Annotated in this window: 19 protein-coding genes; 7 read left to right on the top strand and 12 right to left on the bottom strand. The window is 71.7% G+C overall.

Annotated features, from left to right (window positions below; genetic code table 11):
* From ACFQV6_RS18490 to ACFQV6_RS18470, 5 genes are all read right to left on the bottom strand, one after another.
* Positions 1 to 774, bottom strand: coding sequence for a hypothetical protein (locus tag ACFQV6_RS18490; protein ID WP_378028733.1), 774 nt, complete (start codon positions 772 to 774; stop codon positions 1 to 3).
* Positions 775 to 841: 67 nt separating this feature from the next.
* Positions 842 to 1,699: a hypothetical protein gene (locus ACFQV6_RS18485; RefSeq protein ID WP_378028732.1), complete on the bottom strand. Its 858-nt coding sequence runs from the start codon at positions 1,697 to 1,699 to the stop codon at positions 842 to 844.
* Entirely contained in the window at positions 1,696 to 2,202 is a 507-nt protein-coding gene (locus ACFQV6_RS18480; protein WP_378028731.1) for a hypothetical protein, read from the bottom strand. Before ACFQV6_RS18480 ends, ACFQV6_RS18485 begins: the two co-directional genes overlap by 4 nt.
* Before the next feature lie 82 nt (positions 2,203 to 2,284).
* Positions 2,285 to 4,591, bottom strand: coding sequence for a putative bifunctional diguanylate cyclase/phosphodiesterase (locus tag ACFQV6_RS18475; protein ID WP_378028730.1), 2,307 nt, complete (start codon positions 4,589 to 4,591; stop codon positions 2,285 to 2,287).
* Complete coding sequence (locus tag ACFQV6_RS18470) at positions 4,588 to 6,456, bottom strand: diguanylate cyclase domain-containing protein (RefSeq protein ID WP_378028729.1); 1,869 nt, start codon at positions 6,454 to 6,456, stop codon at positions 4,588 to 4,590. Before ACFQV6_RS18470 ends, ACFQV6_RS18475 begins: the two co-directional genes overlap by 4 nt.
* 159 nt (positions 6,457 to 6,615) lie before the next feature.
* Between ACFQV6_RS18470 and ACFQV6_RS18465 the strand changes: the two genes are divergently transcribed.
* Positions 6,616 to 7,704 carry a hypothetical protein gene (locus ACFQV6_RS18465; RefSeq protein ID WP_378028728.1) on the top strand — a complete coding sequence of 363 codons (1,089 nt, stop codon included), beginning with the start codon at positions 6,616 to 6,618 and terminating at the stop codon, positions 7,702 to 7,704.
* Positions 7,705 to 7,761: 57 nt separating this feature from the next.
* On the opposite strand, the gene ACFQV6_RS18460 is transcribed toward ACFQV6_RS18465, so the two are convergent.
* Entirely contained in the window at positions 7,762 to 8,391 is a 630-nt protein-coding gene (locus ACFQV6_RS18460; protein ID WP_378028727.1) for a hypothetical protein, read from the bottom strand.
* A 288-nt stretch (positions 8,392 to 8,679) separates the two neighbouring features.
* Here ACFQV6_RS18460 and ACFQV6_RS18455 point away from each other — a divergent pair, with 288 nt between their 5' ends.
* A complete protein-coding gene (locus ACFQV6_RS18455) occupies positions 8,680 to 10,005 on the top strand; it encodes a protein kinase (RefSeq protein WP_378028726.1) in 1,326 nt (441 codons plus the stop codon).
* Between the two features lie 57 nt (positions 10,006 to 10,062).
* Here the strand turns inward: ACFQV6_RS18455 and ACFQV6_RS18450 are convergent, their stop codons facing one another.
* On the bottom strand, positions 10,063 to 11,073 hold the full coding sequence (locus tag ACFQV6_RS18450) for a LacI family DNA-binding transcriptional regulator (protein ID WP_378028725.1): 1,011 nt from the start codon (positions 11,071 to 11,073) through the stop codon (positions 10,063 to 10,065).
* A gap of 227 nt (positions 11,074 to 11,300) precedes the next feature.
* Between ACFQV6_RS18450 and ACFQV6_RS18445 the strand changes: the two genes are divergently transcribed.
* The 3 genes from ACFQV6_RS18445 to ACFQV6_RS18435 all read left to right on the top strand — a co-directional run bounded on the left by ACFQV6_RS18445 (position 11,301) and on the right by ACFQV6_RS18435 (position 14,325).
* On the top strand, positions 11,301 to 12,233 hold the full coding sequence (locus ACFQV6_RS18445) for a GlxA family transcriptional regulator (RefSeq protein ID WP_378028724.1): 933 nt from the start codon (positions 11,301 to 11,303) through the stop codon (positions 12,231 to 12,233).
* Between the two features lie 64 nt (positions 12,234 to 12,297).
* Positions 12,298 to 13,290, top strand: coding sequence for a type I glyceraldehyde-3-phosphate dehydrogenase (gene gap, locus ACFQV6_RS18440; protein WP_378028723.1), 993 nt, complete (start codon positions 12,298 to 12,300; stop codon positions 13,288 to 13,290).
* Positions 13,291 to 13,311: 21 nt separating this feature from the next.
* The gene (locus tag ACFQV6_RS18435; RefSeq protein ID WP_378028722.1) at positions 13,312 to 14,325 is read left to right on the top strand and encodes a LacI family DNA-binding transcriptional regulator; all 1,014 of its coding nucleotides are present in this window, start codon (positions 13,312 to 13,314) and stop codon (positions 14,323 to 14,325) included.
* 51 nt (positions 14,326 to 14,376) lie between these two features.
* Here the strand turns inward: ACFQV6_RS18435 and ACFQV6_RS18430 are convergent, their stop codons facing one another.
* A complete protein-coding gene (locus ACFQV6_RS18430) occupies positions 14,377 to 14,949 on the bottom strand; it encodes a helix-turn-helix domain-containing protein (RefSeq protein WP_378028721.1) in 573 nt (190 codons plus the stop codon).
* Between the two features lie 47 nt (positions 14,950 to 14,996).
* On the opposite strand from ACFQV6_RS18430, the gene ACFQV6_RS18425 reads away from it, so the two are divergent.
* Entirely contained in the window at positions 14,997 to 16,016 is a 1,020-nt protein-coding gene (locus tag ACFQV6_RS18425) for a class I SAM-dependent methyltransferase (protein ID WP_378028720.1), read from the top strand.
* A 233-nt stretch (positions 16,017 to 16,249) separates the two neighbouring features.
* On the opposite strand, the gene ACFQV6_RS18420 is transcribed toward ACFQV6_RS18425, so the two are convergent.
* Together ACFQV6_RS18420 and ACFQV6_RS18415 are read right to left on the bottom strand one after the other, a co-directional pair.
* On the bottom strand, positions 16,250 to 18,394 hold the full coding sequence (locus ACFQV6_RS18420) for an MFS transporter (protein ID WP_378028719.1): 2,145 nt from the start codon (positions 18,392 to 18,394) through the stop codon (positions 16,250 to 16,252).
* Complete coding sequence (locus tag ACFQV6_RS18415) at positions 18,391 to 18,789, bottom strand: hypothetical protein (protein ID WP_378028718.1); 399 nt, start codon at positions 18,787 to 18,789, stop codon at positions 18,391 to 18,393. Before ACFQV6_RS18415 ends, ACFQV6_RS18420 begins: the two co-directional genes overlap by 4 nt.
* A gap of 196 nt (positions 18,790 to 18,985) precedes the next feature.
* Here ACFQV6_RS18415 and ACFQV6_RS18410 point away from each other — a divergent pair, with 196 nt between their 5' ends.
* The gene (locus ACFQV6_RS18410; RefSeq protein ID WP_378028717.1) at positions 18,986 to 19,666 is read left to right on the top strand and encodes a hypothetical protein; all 681 of its coding nucleotides are present in this window, start codon (positions 18,986 to 18,988) and stop codon (positions 19,664 to 19,666) included.
* A gap of 118 nt (positions 19,667 to 19,784) precedes the next feature.
* Here the strand turns inward: ACFQV6_RS18410 and ACFQV6_RS18405 are convergent, their stop codons facing one another.
* On the bottom strand, positions 19,785 to 20,951 hold the full coding sequence (locus ACFQV6_RS18405) for a hypothetical protein (RefSeq protein WP_378028716.1): 1,167 nt from the start codon (positions 20,949 to 20,951) through the stop codon (positions 19,785 to 19,787).
* Positions 20,952 to 21,307: 356 nt separating this feature from the next.
* Positions 21,308 to 22,903: a serine/threonine-protein kinase gene (locus ACFQV6_RS18400; RefSeq protein ID WP_378028715.1), complete on the bottom strand. Its 1,596-nt coding sequence runs from the start codon at positions 22,901 to 22,903 to the stop codon at positions 21,308 to 21,310.
* Positions 22,904 to 23,092: the final 189 nt, after the last annotated feature.

The raw sequence follows: 23,092 nt of genomic DNA, 5'->3' as shown, positions 1-23,092 counted from the left end.
CTAGATCGGGATCAGGCGGGCGGCGAGGGCGACAGCTGTCAGGTCGCCCTTGCGCAGCTTTTCGGCCGCGTCGGCCTCGCCGAGCCCTTCCAGCCGGACCGCGGACGCGTCGACCAGGGCGTCCTCCCCGGCGAGCAGGCGGCGGGCGATGCGGGCCTGCGCGGGCGACAGGTCGGCGTACGCGCACCGGTCCAGTGCCGAGACCGTGTCGTCGTCGAGCTGGCCGGCGAGGGCCCGCTCGGTGACGATGGTCAGGAGCCAGTTCGGCCACCAGCTGTACTTGCCGATCACCTGTCCGGAGTGCAGCGCGGCGGCCGGCGGCTGCCCGGCGGCGAGCATCTTCACGGCCACGTCGCCGTCGAACCGCTCCATCCGGAGCGCGCCGACGAAGACCCGCAGGATCGACTGTGTCTTGACAAACGCCTCGGCCTCCTCCGCCGCCTCACCGTAGCGGCCCTGCAGCAGGTGGCAGAGCGCGTGCGGCTCGTCGAGCGAGAAGGCCTCGCCGGATCGCTCCCCGAGGCGTTCCACCGTGGCGATCAGCCGCTCGACACCCTTGGTGGCGCGTTCGCCCAGCTCATGGCTGTTCGGCTTGTTCAGATGCCGCACCTGGACGTCGGTGGCGATCTCCGCCTCCCGCCGCAGAAGCGGTGAGGCGATCTTGGCGAGGATCAGGTCGCCCAGCCCCTCGGTGAGATAGGCGGCGTCGAACCGCTCGGAGGCCTCCTGGAACTGCGCCCACCACGACGCCGGGTGTCTCCGCTGCTGTGTCACCAACCCAGCGTGACCGATCGATCACGCTCCGGCAAAGGATTTGACGTACTTGGACCCGTGGGGCTCCTCACGACCACCTTTTCGTCAGCTGACTGGGATCCAGCAGGCCGGCTTTCACCAGCGTACGGCTCAGCGGCCGGGTCAGGGCGGCCAGCCGCGCACTGCCGTCCTCGCCGAGCACCCGGTAGGCCGGTTCGGCGAGCCGGTCGGTCTGCTCCTCGATGCCGGCCCGCAACTCACGGCCGGCCTCGGTCAGCCCGTCCTCGCCGATCAGCCCGCGTCCCCGGAGGTCGTCGGCCGTCGCCGCCCAGGCCTCCCGGCTCCAGCCGCGGGTCGGCCGCAGGAACCGCTCGTCGACCTGCCCGGAGGCCACGTGCAGGACGATCGCCTCCAGGCCGGTCAGCCCGGCCGTCAGCAGCGCCGCGATGTGCCCGTCACCGCGGAACTCGCGGAGCAGCATCTGCGCGTGGAAGAGCACCAGGTGCGGCTGCTCCGGCCAGGGCAGATCGGCGTGCGCGGCGAAGAGCGGGCGGCCGTGCGGCAACTCGGTCGCCGCCAGCGCCGCCGTACGCGCCAACTCCGCCGCCTCGGCCACCTCGGGACCGGCCAGCACCTCGGCGCCGAGGGCCCGGGTAAGTGCCGCGCCGGCCCCGTCCAGGCGGGCCGCCAGCATCGCGGCCGGAGTGGTCTTCTCCCACACCGCCGGCAGCACCCGGGCCACCAGGGCCGGGTTGAAGTTGTAGAAGGTCGCGGTCACGGCACCCGGTCCGACCGGGCCGAACGCGGCGCCACGGGACGCGAAGTATCCGGCGGTGGCGTCCAGGCCGCACTCGGCGTACCGCTCCGCGGCCTCGGGGACGAAGTACACCATCGCGTGCAGCGGCTCGGTGACCCGCCAGGCGAGACGGTACGGGCTCTCGGTCATGCGTTCCCCCAAGGAAGTTCCTCGACCTCGCCCGCGGTGGCGACGGTGCTGGAGTGTTGCGGTGCGGGCCGGTCGGCCACGGTGTGCCAGCGTCCCGACTGCCGCGCGGCCTCGCGGGTCACCAGGTGCACCGGGAGCGGTGGCGGCGGGAACGGCCCGGTGCCCCAGCGCACCCAGATGGCGACCCGGCCGGCCGCCGCCTCGGCGAGGAGCTTGTCGACAGTGCGCTGCCGGTCCAGCCGGTCCACCTCGACGGCGATCGGCGGGGCGCCGGGGCGCGCGCAGGCCACGTCGAGCACCGAGTTGCCGCGCAGCGGGGGCGGCAGCGGGAAGACGCTCGGCGCCCGCCGGTAGACCCGCCAGCCGCGGGCCTCACCCCACTCCACGACGGCGCCGAGGATCCGCGCCGTCGCCTGGTCGGCCGTCAGGTCGGCGAAGGTGACCTCGTCCAGCCAGCCCGCGAGCGATTGCGCGGTGCTGGTGCCGTCGTCCGCCGTGTCCATCGCCGTACCCTAACCGGCGAATGATCCCTCGTGCCGCGACGGCTGCCTGGGCCCGCGTTTGATCGTGCCGGGCCGACCCTGCTCATGCCGCCGCGGCGGTGCGCTGGCCGGCGAGACGGGCGGTCAGGTCCTCGGCACTGCCCGGGCGGCCGAGGTGGTAACCCTGGCCGACGGTGTAACCGAGCCGTAGCAGCCGTTCCACCTGCTCCTGGCTCTCGATGCCCTCGGCCACCGTGTCCAGGCCGAGCGCGTCGGCGAGCTGGATGACCGCCCGCGCCACCGCCTGCCGGGCGTCGGCCGCCGGGGTTCCCGGCTCGTCGAGCTCGATGCCGTCGACGAACGACTTGTCCAGCTTGACGATGGCCGCCGGGAACGAGCGCAGCAGGCTCAGCGACGACTCGCCGGTGCCGAAGTCGTCGAGCGCGAGGCGTACGCCCATGTCGTGCAGCTCGTGCAGCACCCGCAGCACCTGCTGGCCCCGCAGCACCGCCGACTCGGTCAGCTCCAGGACGAGACGCTCCGGCGGCAGCCCGTAGTCGTCGAGGGCGGCCCGGACGTCGGCGACGAAGTCGGGGTCGTGCAGCTGGCGTACCGAGACGTTCGGCGCGATCTTGGTGAGGGCGTCCGGCCCGAACTCGGCCAGCCACTGCGCGGCCTGCCGGCAGGTCTCCCGGAGCACGTAGCGGCCCAGCGGCACGATCAGGCCGGTGCGCTCGGCGGCCGGGATGAACTCGGCGGGCGACACCAGGCCGCGCTCCGGGTGCGCCCAGCGGACCAGCGCCTCGGCACCGAGCACCCGCCCGTCGGCCAGCCCCACGATCGGCTGGTAGACGACCCGGAACTCGCCGGCGTCCAGGGCCCGGCGCAGGTCGCCGCCGAGCCGGGCGTGCGCCTGGGCGGGCTGTTCCATGCCGCTGGCGTAGCGGACCCAGTTCGCCTTGCCGCGCTGCTTGGCCGCGTGCATGGCGGCGTCCGCGTCGCGCAGCACCTGGCTCGGCACGGTGCCCGGCAGCGCCGAGGCGAGACCGGCGCTGACGTGGACCAGCAGCCGGTGCGTGCTGATCGGCACGGTCGTCGCGGCCATCACCCGCTCGGCCACGCACTCACCCGCCTCGGGCGTGGTGACCAGCACCGCGAACTCGTCACCGGCGAGCCGGGCCGCCTCACCGTCGGCGCCCGCCGCGTCCGACAGCGCACCGGCGAACGCCACCAGCAGCGTGTCGCCCACGTCGTGGCCGAGCGAGTCGTTGACGGTCTTGAAGTCGTCCAGGTCGACGAGCAGCACCGTGGCGCTGCCCGAGCCGAGGGCCGTCTCCAGGCGCTGCTTGAACAGCGCCCGGTTGGCCAGCCCGGTCAGCGGGTCGTGGGTCGCCTCGTGCCGCAGCCGCTCCTCGTCCGCCTGTTTCTCCCGCAGCAGCCGGGAGTTCTCCCGGAACGCCACGTACTGCCGGACGGCGACCAGGGCGGTGACGGTCACCGCCGAGACCACCACGAGCCGGCCCTCCCACTTGCCCGGCCCCCAGTGCTCGGCCCGGAACAGCACGTCCGCGACCGGCACGTCCACGGCGAGCACGGCCAGGTACGGCAGCCAGACGTTGCCGGTCCGCTGCGGCGCGGCGCTCGCACCCTGCTGCCGGCGGGCGCCGAGCGCGATCAGCAGCCCGGACAGCGGCATGCAGGCCGCCTGGCCCGGGAGGATGCCGTCGTAACCGCCGAGCACGGCGAGCAGGGCGACCCCGGCCGCGGTCAGCCCGGTGGAGGCGATCAGGCGCATCGCCGTACGGTCGACCGGCCCGCCCGCGATGTAGGACACCTTGGTGATCGCCCCGGCCGCGAATCCGCAGGCGAGCAGCAGGATCGACAGCGCCGAGGTGGTCCACGGCTCGGGTGCCAGGACCATCGGGGCGACGCCGAAGTGCCAGAGCACGGTGCAGCAGCCGAGCAGCGCGATGGTCCGGTCGAGCCACTGCTTGCCGCGCTCGTACCAGCTGGTCACGCCGAGCGGCACCTGGACGACGCCCCACATCGCCAGCACCACGCCGGAGCCGATCAGCACCGCACCGGCCGGCGGCATCGAGGGCGCCACCGGAGCGAACCGGAACGCGTCGACGGCGAGCAGCGTGAACCCGGCCGAGAACAGGTAGCAGCAGGCCTCCAGGAGCAGCCAGAACCGGCGCCCGGCCCGGACCAGCGGTACGGCGCGGCGCATCGATCGCACGGCCATCGCGCCGACCGTCATGACGGCGGGCATGAACAGGTAGCCGACGGCCATCGTGCCCATGCCGGTGCCACCGGTGAGCACCCACGCCAGGTACCAGAGCACGCCGAGCAGCACGATCGTCGCGGCGGTGAGCACGAAGCGCCGCGGCGGGCGGACGGCCGCGGTCATGACGGCACCGCCCGCGAGCGCTGCTTCTCGTCGTACATCCGCAGGTCCGCAGCGTTGAGCAGCTGGTCCGGGTCGCAGGCGGCGCCGGTTGCGACGCCGATGCTGACGCCGACCGCCAGCTCCCGCCCGGCGATCACCGCCGGCTCGGCGAGAGCCGCCCGGATTCGTCCGGCGAGCCCCTCGGCGGCCGCCGGGTCAGCGGCGAGCACCGCGAACTCGTCCCCGCCGAGCCGGGCCGGTACGTCACCCGGGCCGGCACACGAGAGCAGCCGCTCCGCGACGTGCCTCAGCACCGCGTCACCGGCGCCGTGCCCGTACGTGTCGTTGATCTGCTTGAAGCCGTTGAGGTCGATCAGCAGCACCGAGGCACGCCCGCCGCCGTCGTCACCGGCCGTCGCGGCGAGCGCGGCGGTGAACTGGCGCCGGTTGGCCAGCCCGGTCAGGTCGTCGTGCCCGGCCTGGAAGGTCAGCCGCTCGTGCAGCTCCCGCGACTCGGTGATGTCGCGCGAGTTGGAGACCACGCCGCCGATGGCGGGTTCGTGGGTGAGGTTCACCGCGACCACCTCCAGCCAGCGCCAGCTGCCGTCCGCCCGCCGATAACGACCCTGATAGGTCAGTTGCGCACCCGGCGTCGAGTGGAGCACCTCGAGGTCCGGCGCCAGGCGGGCCCGGTCCTCGGCATGCAGCGTCTCCAGCCAGTTGCGGCCGAGCGCGACCGGGACGGGGATGCCGAGCACCTTCTCCACGGCCGGGCTGAGGTAGCGGAACTCGCCGTCCGGGCCGGAGATCGAGGTGATCTCCGAGGCGTGCCGCAGCAGCGATTCCAGGCGGCGCTCACGCTCGTCCAGCCGGCCGAGCAGGCGGTTGTTCTCGGCGAGCGCGAGGAGCTGCCGGGCGACCACCAGGGCCACGTTCACCAGCAGACCGGCCAGAGCACCCCAGGCAGGCAGGCCGAGACCTCCGGAGAGCAGGGCGGCCACCAGGGCGGCCGCGCAGATCACAGTCGCAGCGTACGGGAGAACGCTGTACCGCCGGCGGCTGTTCGCCCGTCCCGCCGCACCGGCCGAGCGGCCGGTACCGAAGCGCAGCAGCTGGATCCGGGGAGCCGCCAGCACGACCATGCCCGGTGCGACGGCCACCACCATCTGAACCCCGGAGTGCATCGCCGCGGCGCTCGGCAGGACCGCGTTGGCCGCCGCCTGCAGCACCAGCGAGAGACCGAGCGGCACCGCCGCCGCGCCGAGGACCGGGCTGTTGCCGCTGAGCACCATCTTCACCGAGAGCAGCACACCGCAGAGCATCACGCCGCAGCCGACGAGCGCGGTGATGTAGTCGGCGCTGCCCAGTGACACCAGGTTCGGCCTGGTCATCAGGCACCAGGCGATCACCACGGCGGCCGAGTTCACGATCGCCGCGTCCATCACGAACCGGACGCGGTCACCGCGCCGCCAGATGCCGAGCGGATGCATCACGCCGACGGCGTACACCATGATCACGCCGAACAGCGCCGTCGCGGTCTGCACCGGGTGCGTGCCGGTCCGGTCGAGGGACGGGTCGCCGAGGATGGTGACCAGCAGCGCGACGTCCCCGGCGAAGAAGGTCAGACCGGCCAGAGAGATCGCCCGCCAGAAGCGGCGGGTGTCGGCCGGCAGGCCCGGCAGGCGGCACACCTGGTGGCACAGCCAGAACAGCAGGACGTCCATCACCGGCGCGACCGTCCAGCCGAGCACCAGCTGGGTACGGGCGCCGGCCAGGTCCAGCGCGAACCAGCCGCACAGGCCCACCCCGGCCACCAGGAGCACCATCAGCACCGGATCGCGCCGAAGCGGAACCGGGCGGGCGGCTTCGGTGACCGCTGGGGGCATGTCGTTTCTTCCTTTCCCTGTCCACGCCAGCGATCGGCAGCAAGCCAGGGTCGGCTTAGCTTTCCGGGCGGATCGATCAAACGCCATCCGAGCGTCGCCGCGAGGTCACCCGCCGAACTTATATTGACGTTTCTTTATTGAATGCGGAGAGGGGCATCGATGGCTGGTACGGGTACGAGTGCGGGACGGCGCCGGGTGGCGTCGGCAGCGGTGTGGCTGCTCGCGGCGGCGGGCGCGGCGGTTCTGGCACCGCCGGCGGCGGGCGCGGCGGTTCTGGCACCGCCGGCGGCACAGGCGGCGGTGAGCCGGGCGGAGCTCGCGCTGCGCTGGGCCCCGGTCCACCACCAGGACGTGGACGCCACGGGATCGCACGCCCTCGGCGGCAAGGCCGACATGATCACCCGGTACGACTTCGACGGCAACCTCAACGGCCGCGACAACTGGGACAACGCGGGCAGCGACACCTCCGCGCACGCCTACTACTCGATCGCCGAGACCGCCACCCACTGGTACCTGACGTACCTGTTCTTCCACCCCCGCGACTGGGTCGACCACCCGTTCTTCGAGACCGAGCACGAGAACGACGGCGAGGGCGTGATGGTCGCCGTCGAGCGGGACGGGTCGGACTACGGGGTGCTCCGGGGTGCAATGACGGTGGCGCACAGCGACTTCTTCTCGTACGCGCCGGCCGGCAGTACCTGGACGAACGGTGCGGAGACGATCGACGGGACGCTCCAGCTCCAGCCGTCGCCGCACGACGCGTTCCAGCACCCGGTGACCGCGCAGGAGGCGAAGGGGCACGGGCTCAAGGCGTACCCGCAGTACACGATCAACGGGGACGGGATCGTGTACTACCCGTCGTCGTCGGTGGCCGAGTCGCCGTCGGGGGGCAACGACCGGGACGTGCGCTACAAGCTCGTCGACATCTTCGCCGGCGGCGGGCTGTGGGCGCAGCGCGACAACGGCAGCCTCTTCGCCGGCCTCGGCACCTTCGCCGGTGACACCAGCGGGGGCTGCGGCACCGGTACGTTCTCGTGCGGCACGAACTCGGCGAACGCGCCGTGGGGCTGGGACGACGGCAACGACACCGTTGGGCGCGGTGAGATCGCCACGGACCCGGCGAAGCTGGCGACGGCTTACTTCAGCGTGCCAGGGGCGCCGTCGCGGTCGTACACGTTCAATCCGTACACGGCTGCTGCCGCCGCTCTGAAGGAGGCCGCGCGGACGCTGCCGCCGACCGTGGACTGACCGGTGGCCGGCCCGCCCTTCTCTGTCATGGCGAAAGGGCGGGCCGGGGGGCCGGCGTTACTCGGGGCTCTCGGTCGGCTCGGGCGCCTCGGTGGGCTCGTCCTCGGGGCTGTCCGTGGGGTCCTCGTCCGGGGCGCTCGGCGAGGCGCTCGGGGCGCTCGGCGAGGCGCTCGGGGCACTGGGCGAGGCGCTCGGAGCACTGGGCGAAGCGGTCGGGGTCGCTGAGGGGCTCGGCGCCGGCTTGGTGGGTGCGGGCTTGACCGCCTTGCCGGACGCCTGGATCTTGGCGGCGGTGTAGACGGAGTCGATCCGCGTACCGGTAACGGTGATCTTGTGCCCGGCGGCGAGCGCGCCCACCTGCACCTTCCTGCCGTTCAGGACGATCCTGGCGCTCGACGGTACGGAGATCGTCACCGTGCGGCCGCGAACGTCCTTGGCGCCGCCCTTCACGGTCATCGTGATCGTGCCCTTGGCGGCGTCGGCGGCGGTGACCGTGCCGGACGCCGAGAAGGCGACCTTGACCTTCTTCTCCTTGCTGGGCGCCACCGACGGTTTCTTCTTGAGTGTGGAAACCGCCCCGGCGGACGGCGCGCTGGAGTGGGCGAACGCGACCACGCCGGTGGTGACGCTGGTGACGGTGCCCGCGGCGGCCAGGGCGACGGCGGCGGCTGTGCGGCGGATGCGCATGGGTGGAGCTCCTCGAACTGGGGGGAGTTCCCATCCTTCGACCGGCCGGGTTCAGGCCGGTTGCGCCTCCGGGAGCGAACCGGTTGCCGGCGACGCTTTGATGGAGTTGTGCCGCTTTTCACGGATAGCGACGGGTAACCCCTGCTGGGGCCGTGTTCCCGCGAGATGCCCGCAGAAGGAAGGAACGCGGGAGTTGACATGCCCGGCGGACTGGGTGAATGTCCTGGGATGCACGATGTTTGGCCGGCCCCTGGCGTCCTCCTCGCCTCGCGGTATCGCCTCGTCACGTTGATCGAGACAGGCGGCATGGCGCAGGTGTGGCGGGCGGTGGACGAGTTGCTGGACCGCCCTGTCGCGGTCAAGCTCCCGGCCGGCGACACCAGAGCGGCGCACCTGGCCTGGCGGGAGGCCCGCCTGGCTGCCCGTCTCTCCCATCCGGGCATCGCCGCCGTGCACGACTACCGCGAGGCGGTCCGCCCGGACGGCTCGGTCGCCCCGTTCGTGGTGATGGAGCTGCTCGCCGGCGAGACCGTGGCCGCGCGCCTGGTCGACGGCCCGATGCCGTGGGGCGAGGCGGTCTCGATCGGCACCGCCGTCGCCGAGGCGCTGGCCGCCGCCCACGCCGCCGGTGTCGTGCACCGCGACATCAAACCGGGCAACGTCATGCTCTGCCCCGGCGGCGTCAAGCTGCTCGACTTCGGGATCAGCGCGGCCGCCGGCGAGCCCGACGACGACGACACCGGTGCGACGTTCGGCACCCCGGCCTACGCGGCACCCGAGCGGCTCGACGGCAAGCCCGCCGAACCGGCCACCGACCTGTACGGGCTGGGAGTCCTGCTCTTCGAGATGGTCGCCGGGCAGCCGCCCTACAGCGTGGACACCTGGGAGGAGCTGGCCGCCGCACAGGCCTCCGGTCCGGCCCGGCTGCCCGACGGGCTCCCGGCCCGCCTGCGTGACCTGATCAGCCGCTGCCTGGAGGACAACCCGTTCCGCCGGCCGTCGGCCGCTGAGGCCCGCCGCGCCCTGTCCCGGCTGATCCCGTCCGCACCGGCCCGCAGCACCATCCCGCTGCCGGAGCCACCACCGACCGGGCTGGCCCGGGTCGTCCCGATGGGCGGCGGCGGGCCGGGGCTCGGCCGCCGCATCGGTGCGGTCGCCGGGCTGGTCCTGACGATCGCCGCGTTCATCCTGCTGGTCAACACGGTCAGCTCGCCGGACGGAGGCAGCGGGGAGCTGGCCCAGCCGCCCGCCGGTACGCCGTCCACCGACTCCTCACCGCAGGTGACCACCGAGCCGCCGTCACCGCCCGCACCCCGGATCGAGAGCACCACCGAGCCGACCGCCGCGGCGACGCTGACCGTGGACGCCGCCCTGAGCCGGGTGCGCGCGGCGGTCGAGCGCGGGGAGCAGCTCGGCGAGATCCGGCCGGACGTCGCGCTCGACTTCATGAACCTGCTACGCCAGATGCAGGCCGGCGACAGCGTCGTCAGTGATCAGGTGGACCAGTTGAGCTCGAAAGTCCGGCAGCGGCTCGCTGAGGGCGCTCTGACCGAGGCTCAGGCCTCCGCCCTGCAGGAACGGCTCACCGATCTTCGCGACGTCTCCGGCGCCTGAGCCGTACCGTCGCGGACGAGACGGCGGAACGCTGCGCCGACCGTACGATGAAATCTCTCAGGCCGACCCGCGAAGGATCAGGCGCGTAGGCAGCACGGTCTCGTGTTCGACCGGTTCGTCGCCGTCGAGTTTGGTCAGCAGAAGCCGGACCATCTCCTGGCCCATCTGCTCGATCGGCTGATAAACGCTGGTCAGCGGCGGGTCGGTGTGGCGCGCGATGCCCGAGTCGTCGAAACCGATCACGGCGACGTCCTGCGGCACGCGGCGGCCGGCCCGGCGCAGCACCCGCAGCGCACCCGCCGCCATCATGTCGGAGGCGGCGAAGACGGCGTCGATCTGCGGATGCTGGGACAGCAGCCACTCCATCGCCGTCGCGCCGCTCAGCTCGCCGAAGTCGCCGCGGGCGGCCGGGCCCTCGCCGACCACGTCGCGATAGCCGTCGTACCGCGAGATGCCGGCGGCCATGTCGAGCGGGCCGGTGATCGTCGCGATGCAGCGGCGGCCCTGGTCACGCAGGTAGGAGGCGGCGGCGCGGGCACCACCGCGGTTGTCGGCGTCGACGAAGCTGACCGGCTCGGGGTGCACCGGGCGGCCCACCCGGACCGTCGGCACGCCGCGTTCCTCGAGCAGCGCGGGCAGCGGGTCGTCACCGTGCAGCGACAGCAGCAACGCTCCGTCGACGTGCTGGCGGGTGAGATAGCCTTCGAGCTGGCGGCGTTCCTCCGGGGCCTGCGCGATCATCAGCAGCATCTGCAGGTTCCGCGCCACCAGCACGGAGGAGATCGACTGCACGATGCGCCCGAAGAACGGCTCGGCGAAGAATCGCTCCCCCGACTCGAAGACCACGAGTGCGATCGAATCGGTCCGCTGGGTGACGAGCGCCCGCGCGGCGCGGTTCGGCACGTAACCGAGCGCGTCGATCGCGTCCTGCACCGCCTGCCGCGCCTTGGGGCTGACCTGCGCCGATCCGTTGACGACACGCGACACTGTCCCGCGGCCGACCCCCGCACGGGCCGCGACCTCCTCGAGCGTCGGCCGCCCCGCCGTGCGGCTACGTTCGTCCCTCATCGCCGGCCGTCCTTTCCGCGCCGCTTCGCCGGTGGTCACGCCGCGGATTTCGCGTCGTCATACACGCCCGACACAACCTACACGTCCCAGGCCAAGGGCTCGGGTATGCGTCAAGAGGGTAATCCGCCGGCTTCGGCCGCAGATAGGCCCGGGGCTGTCCGGATCCTTGCGCACCGTGGCGGGACCGCCAGTTCCGGCCCGGCCCGCGGCCCGGCAGAGTGGACGGCATGCATCAGATCGCTGTCCTCGTGCTCGGCGGCGCCGCACCGATGGACGTCGGTATCGCCGCGCAGGTCTTCGCGCCACGGCACGGTCTGCCCTACCACCTGCGGCACTGTTCGCTGGAGGCCGGCCCGGTGGAGGGCCGCGACGGTCTGGGGTTCGTCGTCGACGCCGGGCTCGAGGCGATCGCGGCGGCGGACACCGTCATCGTCCCCGGCTACCGGAACCCGCTTCAGCAGCTGAACCCGCGCCTGGTGGACGCGATGCGAGAGGCCGCCTTCCGCGGTGCCCGGATGATCTCCATCTGCACCGGCGCGTTCGCGCTGGCGGCGGCCGGTCTGCTGGACGGGCGCCGGGCCACCACGCACTGGCTGATGGCGCCGGCCCTGGCCCGCGAATATCCGAAGGTGCAGGTCGACGGCGGGGTGCTGTTCGTGGACGAGGGCCCGGTGCTGACGTCCGCGGGCGTGGCCGCCGGTATCGACGTGTGCCTGCACGTGATCCGCCGCGATCACGGGGTGCGTGCCTCCAACGCGGTGGCCCGGGTGATGGTCGCCGCGCCGTACCGCAGCGGCGGCCAGTCCCAGTTCGTGCCACGCTCGCTGCCCGAGCCCCTCGGTGACGTGTTCGCGGCCACCCGCGAGTGGGCGCTGCTGCACCTGGACCAGCCGCTGACCGTGGAGGCGCTGGCCCGGCACGCCCGCGTGTCGGCCCGCACGTTCGGGCGGCGGTTCGTCGAGGACACCGGCTACACGCCCATGCAGTGGATCCTGCGGGCCCGCATCGACCTCGCCCGTGAGCTGCTCGAAGGCTCCGCCCTCGGCGTGGACCAGGTGGCGGCGCGGGTCGGGCTGGGCACCGGCGCCAACCTGCGGCTGCACTTCCAGCGGGTCCTGGGCACGTCGCCGAGCTCGTACCGCCGTACGTTCAGCGGCTGAATCCTTGCGGAGCCTGGCGCTGCGCCACCTGCTGCCCGGCCCCGGTGCTCGCCAGAGTTGAGGCATGACCACTCGCATCGCGATCAACGGATTCGGCCGCATCGGGCGCAGCGTGCTCCGGGCCGCCGGCCCCGATCTGGAGATCGTCGCCATCAACGACCTGACCGACCCGCGGACCCTGGCTCACCTGCTGCGCTACGACAGCACCCTGGGCCGTTTCGACCGGCGGGTCGAGGCGCACGACGACCACCTGATCGTCGACGGGCGGCGGATCGAGGTGTCCGCCGGGCGTGATCCGCTGTCGCTGCCGTGGAAGGACCTGGGTGTCGACATCGCCCTCGAATCCACCGGCCGGTTCACCGCCGCCGACGACGCCCGGGCCCACCTGACCGCCGGCGCGCGCAAGGTGCTGGTCAGCGCACCGTCGAAGGGCGCCGACATCACCGTCGCGTACGGCCTGAACCACGGCGACTACGACCCCGGCCGCCACGACGTGATCTCCAACGCGTCCTGCACCACGAACGGGCTCGCCCCGCTGGCGTCGGTCCTCGACGAACTCGCCGGGATCGAGACCGGTTCGATGACGACGATCCACGCGTACACCCAGGAGCAGAACCTCCAGGACGGCCCGCACCGGGACCTGCGCCGGGCCCGCGCCGCCGCGCTCAACATCGCGCCCACCACGACCGGCGCCGCCACCGCGATCGGCACCGTGCTGCCCCGGTTGAACGGGCGGCTGACCGGCTATTCGGTGCGCGTACCGGTCCCGGTCGGCTCGCTCGTCGAGCTGAACGCCCTGGTCGAGCGCCCGGTCACGGCCGAGGAGGTGAACAGCGCCTTCGAGGCGGCGGCGGCCGGCCCGTTGCGCGGAATCCTCGAGTTCTCCACCGACCCGCTGGTCTCCAGCGACATCACCGGCAACCCGGCGTCCTCCATCTTCGACTCGCTGCTCACCGCCGCGCAGGGCCGCCTGGTCAAGGTCGTGGCCTGGTACGACAACGAGTGGGGCTTCGCCAACCGGGTGGCCGACACGCTCACCTTGATCGGGCGGGGCTGACAAGACCCCTATGCTGTGCCGATGGCGGTCACTCTCGCAGATGTGGCCCGGCTAGCCGGGGTCTCCCCGGCAACCGTCTCCCGTGTGATCAACGACAGCTCGAAACGAGTGAACGAGGATCTGCGCGAGCGGGTCCTGGCCGCGGTCGCACAGTTGCACTTCGTGCCCAACGCGCACGCCCAGCACGTCGCCCGGCCCCGCAAGTCGGCCGTCGGCGTGATCGTGCACGACGTCTCCGACCCGTACTTCGCCGAGATCACCCGCGGGCTGCAACGCCAGGCGGGCGCGCACGACCGGCTCCTGGTGATCTGCAACAGCTATCGGGAGCCGGAGCGCGAACTCGCGTACGTCGCCCTGCTGCGCGCCCAGCAGGTGCACGCGCTGATCCTGGCCGGCTCCGGCTACCACGACGACGCGTTCACCGAACGGCTCAACGCCGAGCTGGGCGCGTACCAGCAGGCGGGCGGCCGGGTAGCGGTGATCGGCCGGCACCGGCTGGTCGGCAGCGCCGTCCTACCGGCCAACGAGGACGGCGCACACGCCCTCGGCCTGCGCCTCTTCGGCCTCGGACACCGCCGGGTAGCGATCATCGCCGGCCCGCGCCGCCTCACCACCACCACCGACCGCCTGACCGGCTTCCGCCGCGCCGCCGACGAATGCGGCGTCGAACTGCCCAGCTCCCGCATCCTCTACACCGACTTCACCCGCGACGGTGGCGCGACCGCCGCCGCGGAGCTGCTGGACTCCCAGCCCGGCCTGACCGCCCTGATCGCCCTCAACGACTCGATGGCCGTCGGCACGCTCGCCACCCTGCGTGAGCGCGGCGTGCGCGTCCCCGACGACATCTCGGTCACCGGTTTCGACGACATGCCCATCGCCCGCGACGTCACGCCGTCCCTCACGACGGTCAAGCTGCCGCTCGTGGAGATGGGCGAGCGGGCGATGGCGCTCGCTCTGGGTGACGACGACGGACCGCGGGCTGAGCCCGCAGAGGCGACGATCATCTGGCGGGAGAGCGTGGGTCCGTCTCGCTGAAACCATGCTTCCGTACGCCTACGTGCTCCGCCGGCCCCGCGCTCTGCCTGCTCACATGTGCGCGTTGAGGTGTTCTCGCTCGCCATCATGATCAAGAATGGCGATCACCTCGGCCGGCCCCCCTCGTGAACCGAAGGCGTGCGGAATCATCGTGCTGAACGCCGCGGCCTGCCCCGCCTCGACAACGATCGTCCGGTTGCCCAGCACCAGCTCGATCGTCCCGGACAGCACCGTGAACCAGTCCCGCCCCGGGTGAACCCGCAGCGCATCCGGATCACGCGACGCCGGCTGCGTGACCCGCACCCGGGACACCGTCATCCCCTTCTGCCCCGGCTCGTGACTGAGCACCCAGGTGGTGATCCCCCGCTCCGGGTGATGATGCGGCTTGATCACCACCTCGTCGCCACCGGTCTCCACCAGGTGGTCAAGGCTGGCACCGAGCGCACGCGCGATAGCCGTCAGCTGATCCAGCCCGATCCGCCGATGCCCGGTCTCGATCCGGCTCAGCGTGGACGGACTCAGGTAACACCGCCCCGCCAGGTCCTCGAGCGACCACCCCTTGGCGATCCGCAACGCCCGAATCCGCGCCCGGACCAGCCCGTCGATCTCAGCGTCTTGCGTCATACGCAATAGTGTATGCGCTTGGCGCAATCCCGCTCTACAGTCGTGCCATGGCACACGAACATCCCCACCACACGCCCCCCACCTCGGCCGCCCACACCTCAGCCGCTCCCACCTCAGCCACCCACAGCGCGGGCGGTCACGGCGCGGACGGCCACGGCGCGGGCGGTCACGGCGCGGGCGGCCACGGCGCGGGCGGCCACGGCGACATGCTGGACCTGGACGCCGAGGTCGCCGCGCCTCAACTGGCCGACCTGACCTCCCGGGTCGCCGCCATGGCCGGGCCGGTGCGGCACATCCTCGACCTCGGCGCCGGAACCGGCACCGGCACGTTCGCCCTGCTGCGACAGTTCCCCGAGGCGACGGTCACGGCCGTGGACACCTCCGACGAAATGCTGCACCACCTGGCGAAGAGCGCAAGCCGCCACGGCCTGACCGACCGCATCCGCCCCCTGCTCTTCAACCTCGACAGCGGCCGGCCGGCAACCGACCCCGCCGACCTGATCTGGGCATCCTCGTCGATGCACCACATGGCCGACCCGGATCAGGTACTCCGCAACATCCACGCCACCCTGCGCCCCGGCGGCCTCTTCGTGATGCTGGAGATGGAGCACCTCCCCCGCTTCCTCCCCGACACCCTCAACCCCGATCCCGCCATCGGCCCCGATCCCGCCATCGGCCCCGATCCCGGACCTGGCGTTGATCCCGCCCTCGGAGTCGTTTCCGAGCCCGGCCTGGAGGCCCGCCTGCACGCCGCCGCCGAAAAGATGCGCAACGAGCACCTCCCCCACATCGGCGCCGACTGGACCACCCGCCTGGCCTCCGCCGGCTTCACCGTGCGCGAACACCGCACCCTCAACGTAGAACTGGCCGCGCCCCTGCCCGCCCCGGCACTCCGCTACGCCCGCGCGACCCTCCACCGCTTCGCAAGCCAGGTAGCCGACCACCTCAGCGAGAACGACCGCACCGCCCTCCGCCAACTGCTCGACGCCGAAGGCCCCCACGCCCTCGAACGCCGCACCGACCTGACGGTCCGCAGTTCCCGCGACGTCTGGATCAGCACCACCTGAACAACGCCCGCCAAAGGCCCCTCGATCGGCCCCTCAAGCGACAGTAGGCGCGCACACAACCCGACCGTGCGCGTCTACTCACGCCATGACGACCACCAGATCGCACTCAACCTCAATGTGTGCGCTGACTATGCCCGCCCCCGCGACAACTCAGGACAAACCGCCGCGCCTTACGACATCGCGCACGACCGATGAGACCGATCGTGCACGACCAGCGAGACCGTACGACGCGCTCAGAGCCCCGCGGAAGCCGACGCCGCCGCCCGGTCCTCCACCACAGCTTTGATCCGATCGGCCTGGATGCGGCTCTTCACGCCGGTGACGGCCTGAACCTTGTACCGGCTCAACCGCCCGGTAGCCCGCAAATGCTCATCCAACAGCTCGCCATAGACGTCGAGCAGCTCCTCATCGGTAGCCCCCCGGCCGGCGTGCGGTCGCGGCAACAGGTGCTGCCAGGGTTCGGCACTGCCCGGACCGGTCTGGCCACCCAGCGCCAGCAAGTAGTCGGCGATGAACCCGTGGATCGTCACGTCGTCGAGGCGGGGTGCGGTCGGCGTCAGGAGCTGCGCGAGCTCCCGGGCGTCGCGCGGTTCGCCGTGCCCGAGCTCCTCCATGAGGGCGTCCCGCAGTTCCTCCAGCGCGGCCAGCCAGGCCGGCGAGCCGGGCGGGGCGGTCGCGGGTTCCGGGAGGAGATCACGCCAGGGGTACGCGGACTCCACGTGCTCCCCACCCAACTCCCTCACATAATCGTTGACGAACGCCCGCACCACACCCTCGCCGAGCTCCGAGACCCGCGGGGCGAGCGCCCGCGCCAACTCGGTGACCCGCAGATAGGTCATGTCCGGCAGATCCTCCGGACTGATCTCGGCCGCCACCAGCCGCGCCAGCCGCTCCACCGCGAGCCGCCACCACGGCGACCCCACGATCGTCACCGCCGGCCGCGCCCCTGTCCCGGTAGAAGCCCACGCCGGAACAGCAGGCGAAACCGGCACCGCCGAAACCGGAGCGATCGAAACAGGAGTCGTCGTCGACGTGCCCTCGATGTCCTCCGCGAACTCATTCGAAGAAGGCGTCAGCTCCGAAGAGGGCCTCAACGAAACCTCGTTGGAAGGGACAGGCCGGGTGAAGGTCTCCGGCCGCCGCTGCGCCGGAACCTCCATGACCGCATCCCGCGCCGCGTTCTCCGGCACTCCCTCACCGAACCGGCTGGTGTCCGCCGGCCCGAACCCGTTCGCACTCACACCGTTCATCCCCGGAACAGCAGCCTCGGCGACGGAGGAATCCGCGGCAGAAGGATCCGCATCCGAATAGATGGCCGGCATCCCGGCGTCCACCGGCGGCACGAACCGCACCGGCTGCACGACAGACACCGACTGCACGGCAGGCACAGTTCCCTCGGCAACCGCCTGCGGCCCGACCGCCGACCCGTTCAGGCCCACCTCAGCAGGCACCGCGGGAACGCCCGGCACCGCGGGAACGCCCGGCACCGCGGGAACGCCCGGCACCGCGGGAACAACCGGCACCGGAGCCTGCCGAACCGGAACACTCAACCGCTCCCGGTCGAACGCCGGCACCCCCGAACCGCCCGGCACCAGCAGATCCATCACCCGCTGAATCCGGGCGAGCTGCTCGATCACATCCTCGACAACCGGCTCCCCGGCCGTACGGGCGTCCTTCAGCAAACGTGACCGCCACCAGGACCGTGGCCACCGCGCCCCGCTCACCCGGTGGTAGTTGACGACCATCCGCCGGACCTGGCGATCAGCCGCCATCCGTACCAGATCGGGGTCGTCGTCCGGAATCAGCCAGCCCCAGCGCTCCGCGAGCCGTCGCGGGCTGTAGGCGAACCGGCCGCGGCGGATCCTCTGCCCGGCGGCGGTCAGCGCCGCCCACCACATCAGGAAGATCACGCACGGTACGGCCAGCCGCAGCAGTTTCTCGGTGCCCGTGACCGCGTTGCTCGCCACGATGACACCGGAGATCACCGCGATCAGGGCGGCGATGTAGAGCATCGGGCCGGGGTGACCCGGGCTCACGATCTCGCCGCCGGGCCCGTAGGTCGTGGTACGCCGGTACTGCTCGGCCGCCAGCGAGGTGGCCGTCAGGAAGCAGATCTCGAACACGGCGAACACCAGGACCGCGAAGACCGGCGGCAGCCGGAGCTGGTCGATCGCGATGACCCACATGCCCTCGGCGTTGAGCAGCAGGGCCAGGTTCATGCTGACCGCGAGGGCGATCGGGCGCAGCGGCTTCTTCGACCGCTTCGCCCAGATGCCGAGGCTGATCAGCGCGATGACGCCGATCAGGCCGGCGCCGAGCAGGAGCAGCGCCGCGTAGTCGCGCCAGAAGTCCGCGATCAGATCGTTGTACTGCTTCACGCGGGAACGCCTTTCGCAACAGCCGGGAGGAACTCGTCGAGCGCGACAGCGATCAACGCGGATCGGTTGCCGGTAGTGTGCCGTGCCGCCAGCCGGTCGATGACGGCGAGGTTGGCAGGATTGGGACGGATGGACACCTGGACCTGGTCCTCGCTGTGCTGCCGCCGGCCCGTACGCTGAGCCACGAAGATCCCGTCGGCGCTCGCCGCCACCGCGCCACCGCCCGCCACCAGGTCGGGAAGCCGGTCGTGGGTCGCGTTGAGGGCGTCGAAGACGAGCTGCGTGTGTGACCGGCCGGTCGCCGTGGCCTGCGCCCGGAGCCGGGCGCGGAGGCTCACCGACAGGTAGACCACGACGCTGCTACCGGATCGGACGGCACCCTCGGCGATCGGCACTGACGACTCCTCCCACTGAACCGGACGGAGCTTTCTACCACGCCGGTATGACACCCCGACTGAGGCGCGCGCGAGATTCACGCGAGGGGCAAGCGGAGGTGCACGCTATCGGATAGCACTGGTGGATAGCACAGTGCCCCCGCCTGGCGATACCGATTTTGATCACCCTACGGTCGAGATCCGACGAAGATCGTGAATGGGAGGCGTGCTGGTGCCGGGTTGGATGGGCTGGATCCTGGTGTTCGCGGTGCTGGTGGCCGCAGCGTTCGGCGGCGCGGCAGTGCTGGCGGGCCGGCGGGTCCAGGAGACCGGCCGACGGCCCGAAGACGCAGCCCGGCAACCCGCCGCGACGGACCCACCCGCTGTCGAACCGGAGGTCCAGGCCGCGGAACTGGCCGCCGACGCGGACGCGGTACGAGCAGCCGCCGAACACGCGGCCGGCGCGGCGGACGAGGCGCGGGACCGGGCCGAGCAGGTCGCCGGCCTGCGGGACGAGGCCGAGATGCGCTACCTCCAGGCTCGCTGGCAGGCACGCACCGCAGCCGTCGACGAGACCCAGCGGCTGGTCCAGCGGGCGGCCCTGGACGCGTACCGGCGCGGCGAGATCACCGTGGCCCAGCTGAACGGGATCTGGCAGCACACCGGCGGCGACGGCGAGGTGGAACCACCCGACGACGACGTGCTGGTGCGGGCCGCGCTCGACGACTACGAGCGGGTGGTGGCCGAGACCGCCGACATCCGCCGCGAGGCACACGTCGCCGAGGTGGCAGCCGAGGTCCTGGCCGAGGAGGTCCGCATCGCGGAGCAGGACGTCCTCGCCGCCGAGCAGGCAGTCCGCGCCGGCTCAGGCTTGGACGGCCTGCTGGGCAGGCCCTGAACAAAGGCCCTGAACAAAGGCCCTGAACAAAGGCCCCGAACGAAAGGCCCCGAACGAAAGGCCCCGAACGCACAACGGCCCGGCTGCTGAGCAGCCGGGCCGGAGCGGGAAGTAACTACTACTGGTTCAGCGAGCAGGTCGACAGCCCCTCAGCGTTCAGGTTCGGCTTGGCCGCGGTGCGCCCGATCGCCGTCTCCATCCGGTTGATCGTCGAGAACCGCTTGTCCTTCAGCGGGCCGAGGATCGCGTTCTGGATGAAGTTGGCGCCACCCTGGCCGACCGAGTTCTTGATCCGGTTGTTCGCCTCCTGGATCTGGGTGTCCAGCAGGGCCAGGTTGCGGTCGATCTCGGCCTGGGCCGACGCCGGTACGGCCACGGCGATGTTGACCGCCGGGCAGTTCACGGTCGGCAGGTTCGCGGCCACGTCCTCCGGGTTCGCCGTGGCGACCTGGGTGGGCTCGGGTGCCGCGTTGCCGCCACCGTTCTCGTTCAGCGAGCAGACCGAGAGCGCTTCGGCGTTGAGGTCCGGTTTGGCGGCGGCCCGGCCGATCGCCGTCTCCATCCGGTTGATCGCCGCGAACCGCTTACCCTGCAGCGGGCCGAGGATCGCGTTCTGGATGAAGTTCGCGCCACCCTGACCGACAGTGCTCGCGATCCGGTTGTTCGCCTCCTGGATCTGCGTGTTCAGCAGCTCCAGGTTCCGCTGGATCTCCGCCTGCGCCGACGCCGGCACCGCCGGAAGCTTGTCCGCGACACTCGGGCAGTTCACGGTCGCCACGCCCGCGTTGCCACCACCGGCGTTCTCGCCACCACCGGCGTTCTCGCCACCACCGGCGTTGTCACCACCACCGTTACCGGCCGGCACCTCGCTCGGCTCCGGCGCGGCGTTTCCGCCACCGTCCTCGTTGAGGCTGCACGGTGCGAGACCTTCGGCGTTCAGGTCCGGCTTCGCCGCGGCGCGGCCGATCGCCGTCTCCATCCGGTTGATCGTCGCGAACCGCTTGTCCTCCAGGGGGCCGAGGATCGCGTTCTGGATGAAGTTCGCTCCACCCTGGCCGACCGAGCTCGCGATCCGGCTGTTCGCCTCCTGGATCTGCGTGTTCAGCAGCGCGAGGTTCCGCTGGATCTCCGCCGCCGCCGATGCCGGCACGACGGGAAGCTTGTCCGCGACGGACTGGCAGTTGACCGTCGGCACCGAGGAGTCCGCAGCGGCAGCGACACCCAGTCCCACACCGACCATGGCCACCGCGACACCCGCCACGCCGGCCACGCGCCAGCGCCGCACGTTCGATCCTCCAGCGTTGCTCCGGTAGCGCTTCATCTGCGTGCCTTCCTTTTGGACCGGGTTCTCAACCCGTCCTTACGGGAACGCTCCCACGCCGGATCGATCTAAAGAAAAACTTAAGAATCAAGGGGAAGCCGTCTTAAGGTCGCACCCTTTCCAACCTTGATCAAAGCCGTTCCGGCCTGCGAAGACCCTCACCATGAGACCTGATCGACAAGCATCCATCTCTCCACAAACCTTTTTTGTACGGTCCACGAAGGGCACCGCCGGACCCGGCCGCGAGCACGCGACACGAACGCCCGGAGCGCGACCGCCGGCCGGGTCGGTGGTCACCGGCCACCCCCGCCGCGCGAACCTCAGATCGGCTCGATCACCACGCCGGAAAAGGTCACGACAGCCCGCCCGCCACCCGCCGCCGCACCCGCCGTCATGCCCAGCACCACCGCCCCACGGGTCGGCGACGTCTCCACCGGCGCATTGAGCACCTTCCGGTCCCCGAGGATCACTTCCAAATCCGAGCCCCCGGCCCGGATCTCCACATGCCGCCAGGCAGCCACGTCCCCGGACGGCCGCAGCGACTGGAACGCGAGCATCCGCACGAGCCGCCCGGTCTCCGCCTCCAGAACGATCCGCCCGTCGCACGCCGTCACCCGATAGGCGCCACTCTTCGCCAGCACCCGCACCACCGCACACGCGTCCCGCTCCCCCAGCGCGAAGTCGGCCACCACCGACCAGCCGCCCGGCGTGCGAGCCGGCGGGCAAGCGGGCTTCGCCGACACCTCCACGCTCAGCTCCACCCGGCCGCCGACGGAGCACCGTGGCCGCTGCTCGTCCCGGCTCGCGGGCCCGGAGATCCGCCCGTCCAGAGCAATGCTGCTCCTCAGCGGCGCGGGCACCGGCCCGGACGGCCGCCCCGATCGCAGCACCGCCGCGAGCCCGGCACCGCAGGTCAGCGCCACCACCGCGGCCAGAACCCCGGTGCCGACCCGCCGGTCCGCGACCCACTTCTCCGGCCCCCGGTCAACCGCCCGGCGCGGGATCACCATCCGGACCGTGTGCCGCACCGCCGCGGCGGCCCGGCTCAGCTCCGGCCGCCGCGCCAGTCCGGCTCGGATCTCGAGGTCACCGGCCGCCCCCGCCCGTAGCAACCGTTCGAGCAGCTCATGCGCCGTGGGCCGACCGTCCGGGTCCGCGCGCAGGGCCATGCCGACAAGGTCGAGCAGTGGCTGCGGCAGCCCCACCAGGTCCGGTTCCGGCAGCGGCACCCCGGCCGCCGCCGCGATCATCTCCTCCGCCCCGTACGGGGTGTGACCGGTAGCCGCGTACGTGATCACGGCACCCCAGGCGAAGACGTCGGTGGCCGGGCCGACGCTCCGCGAGGTCACCGTGTCGAACCGCTCCGGCCCCATGTAGGCGATGGTGCCCAGCACCTGACCGGGCTCGGTGTGCTCATCAGTGCTGCCCAGCCCTTTGGCGATCCCGAAGTCGATCACCTTCGGCGCGGTCAGCGCGAACAGCACGTTCGCCGGCTTGAGATCGCGGTGCACGACACCGGCGTCGTGGATCGCGACGAGCGCCGTCGCCACACCGATGGCGACGCTGTGCAGGCTGCCACCGGCGAGCGGGCCGCGCTCTTGCACGACCTCGGCCAGGCTGGGCCCCTCGACCAGCTCCACCACCAGATAGGGGGTCTCGTGGTCGGCGTCCGCGTCCAGCACCTCCGCGGTGCAGAACGGCGGCACCTGCCGGGCGCGGAGTACCTCGCTGCGGAAGCGGGCCCGGAACTCCGGATCGGACGACAGCTCGGGCCGCACGACCTTCACCGCCACCCGGCGACCCGTCGCGCTCTGTCCGAGAAAGACCGAGCCCATGCCGCCCTCACCGAGGCGGCCGAGCAGGTGATAGGTACCGATTCGTCGAGGATCGCCGGGGTGCAGAGGACTCAGGGCCATGGACCGGCACCTATCACTGAGAGTTTCCTGTGGGCCGATTCGCACCGTACACATCGCATTCCACCCGCAGCTTTACCAGGAGAGGAATCAGTGCCCGGCTACGCATGACCAAGCAAGTAAATTCCCAGGCCAGAGCGCTAACCGCAATTCTTTACAACGGTTCCATATACAGAGATCGACCGCTATTCA

The organism is Actinoplanes sp. GCM10030250 (genome assembly GCF_042666575.1).
In the GTDB taxonomy this organism is placed as follows: domain Bacteria; phylum Actinomycetota; class Actinomycetes; order Mycobacteriales; family Micromonosporaceae; genus Actinoplanes.
Note: the sequence above shows the minus strand (reverse complement) of the source record. Positions and strands in the feature narration are given on the sequence as shown.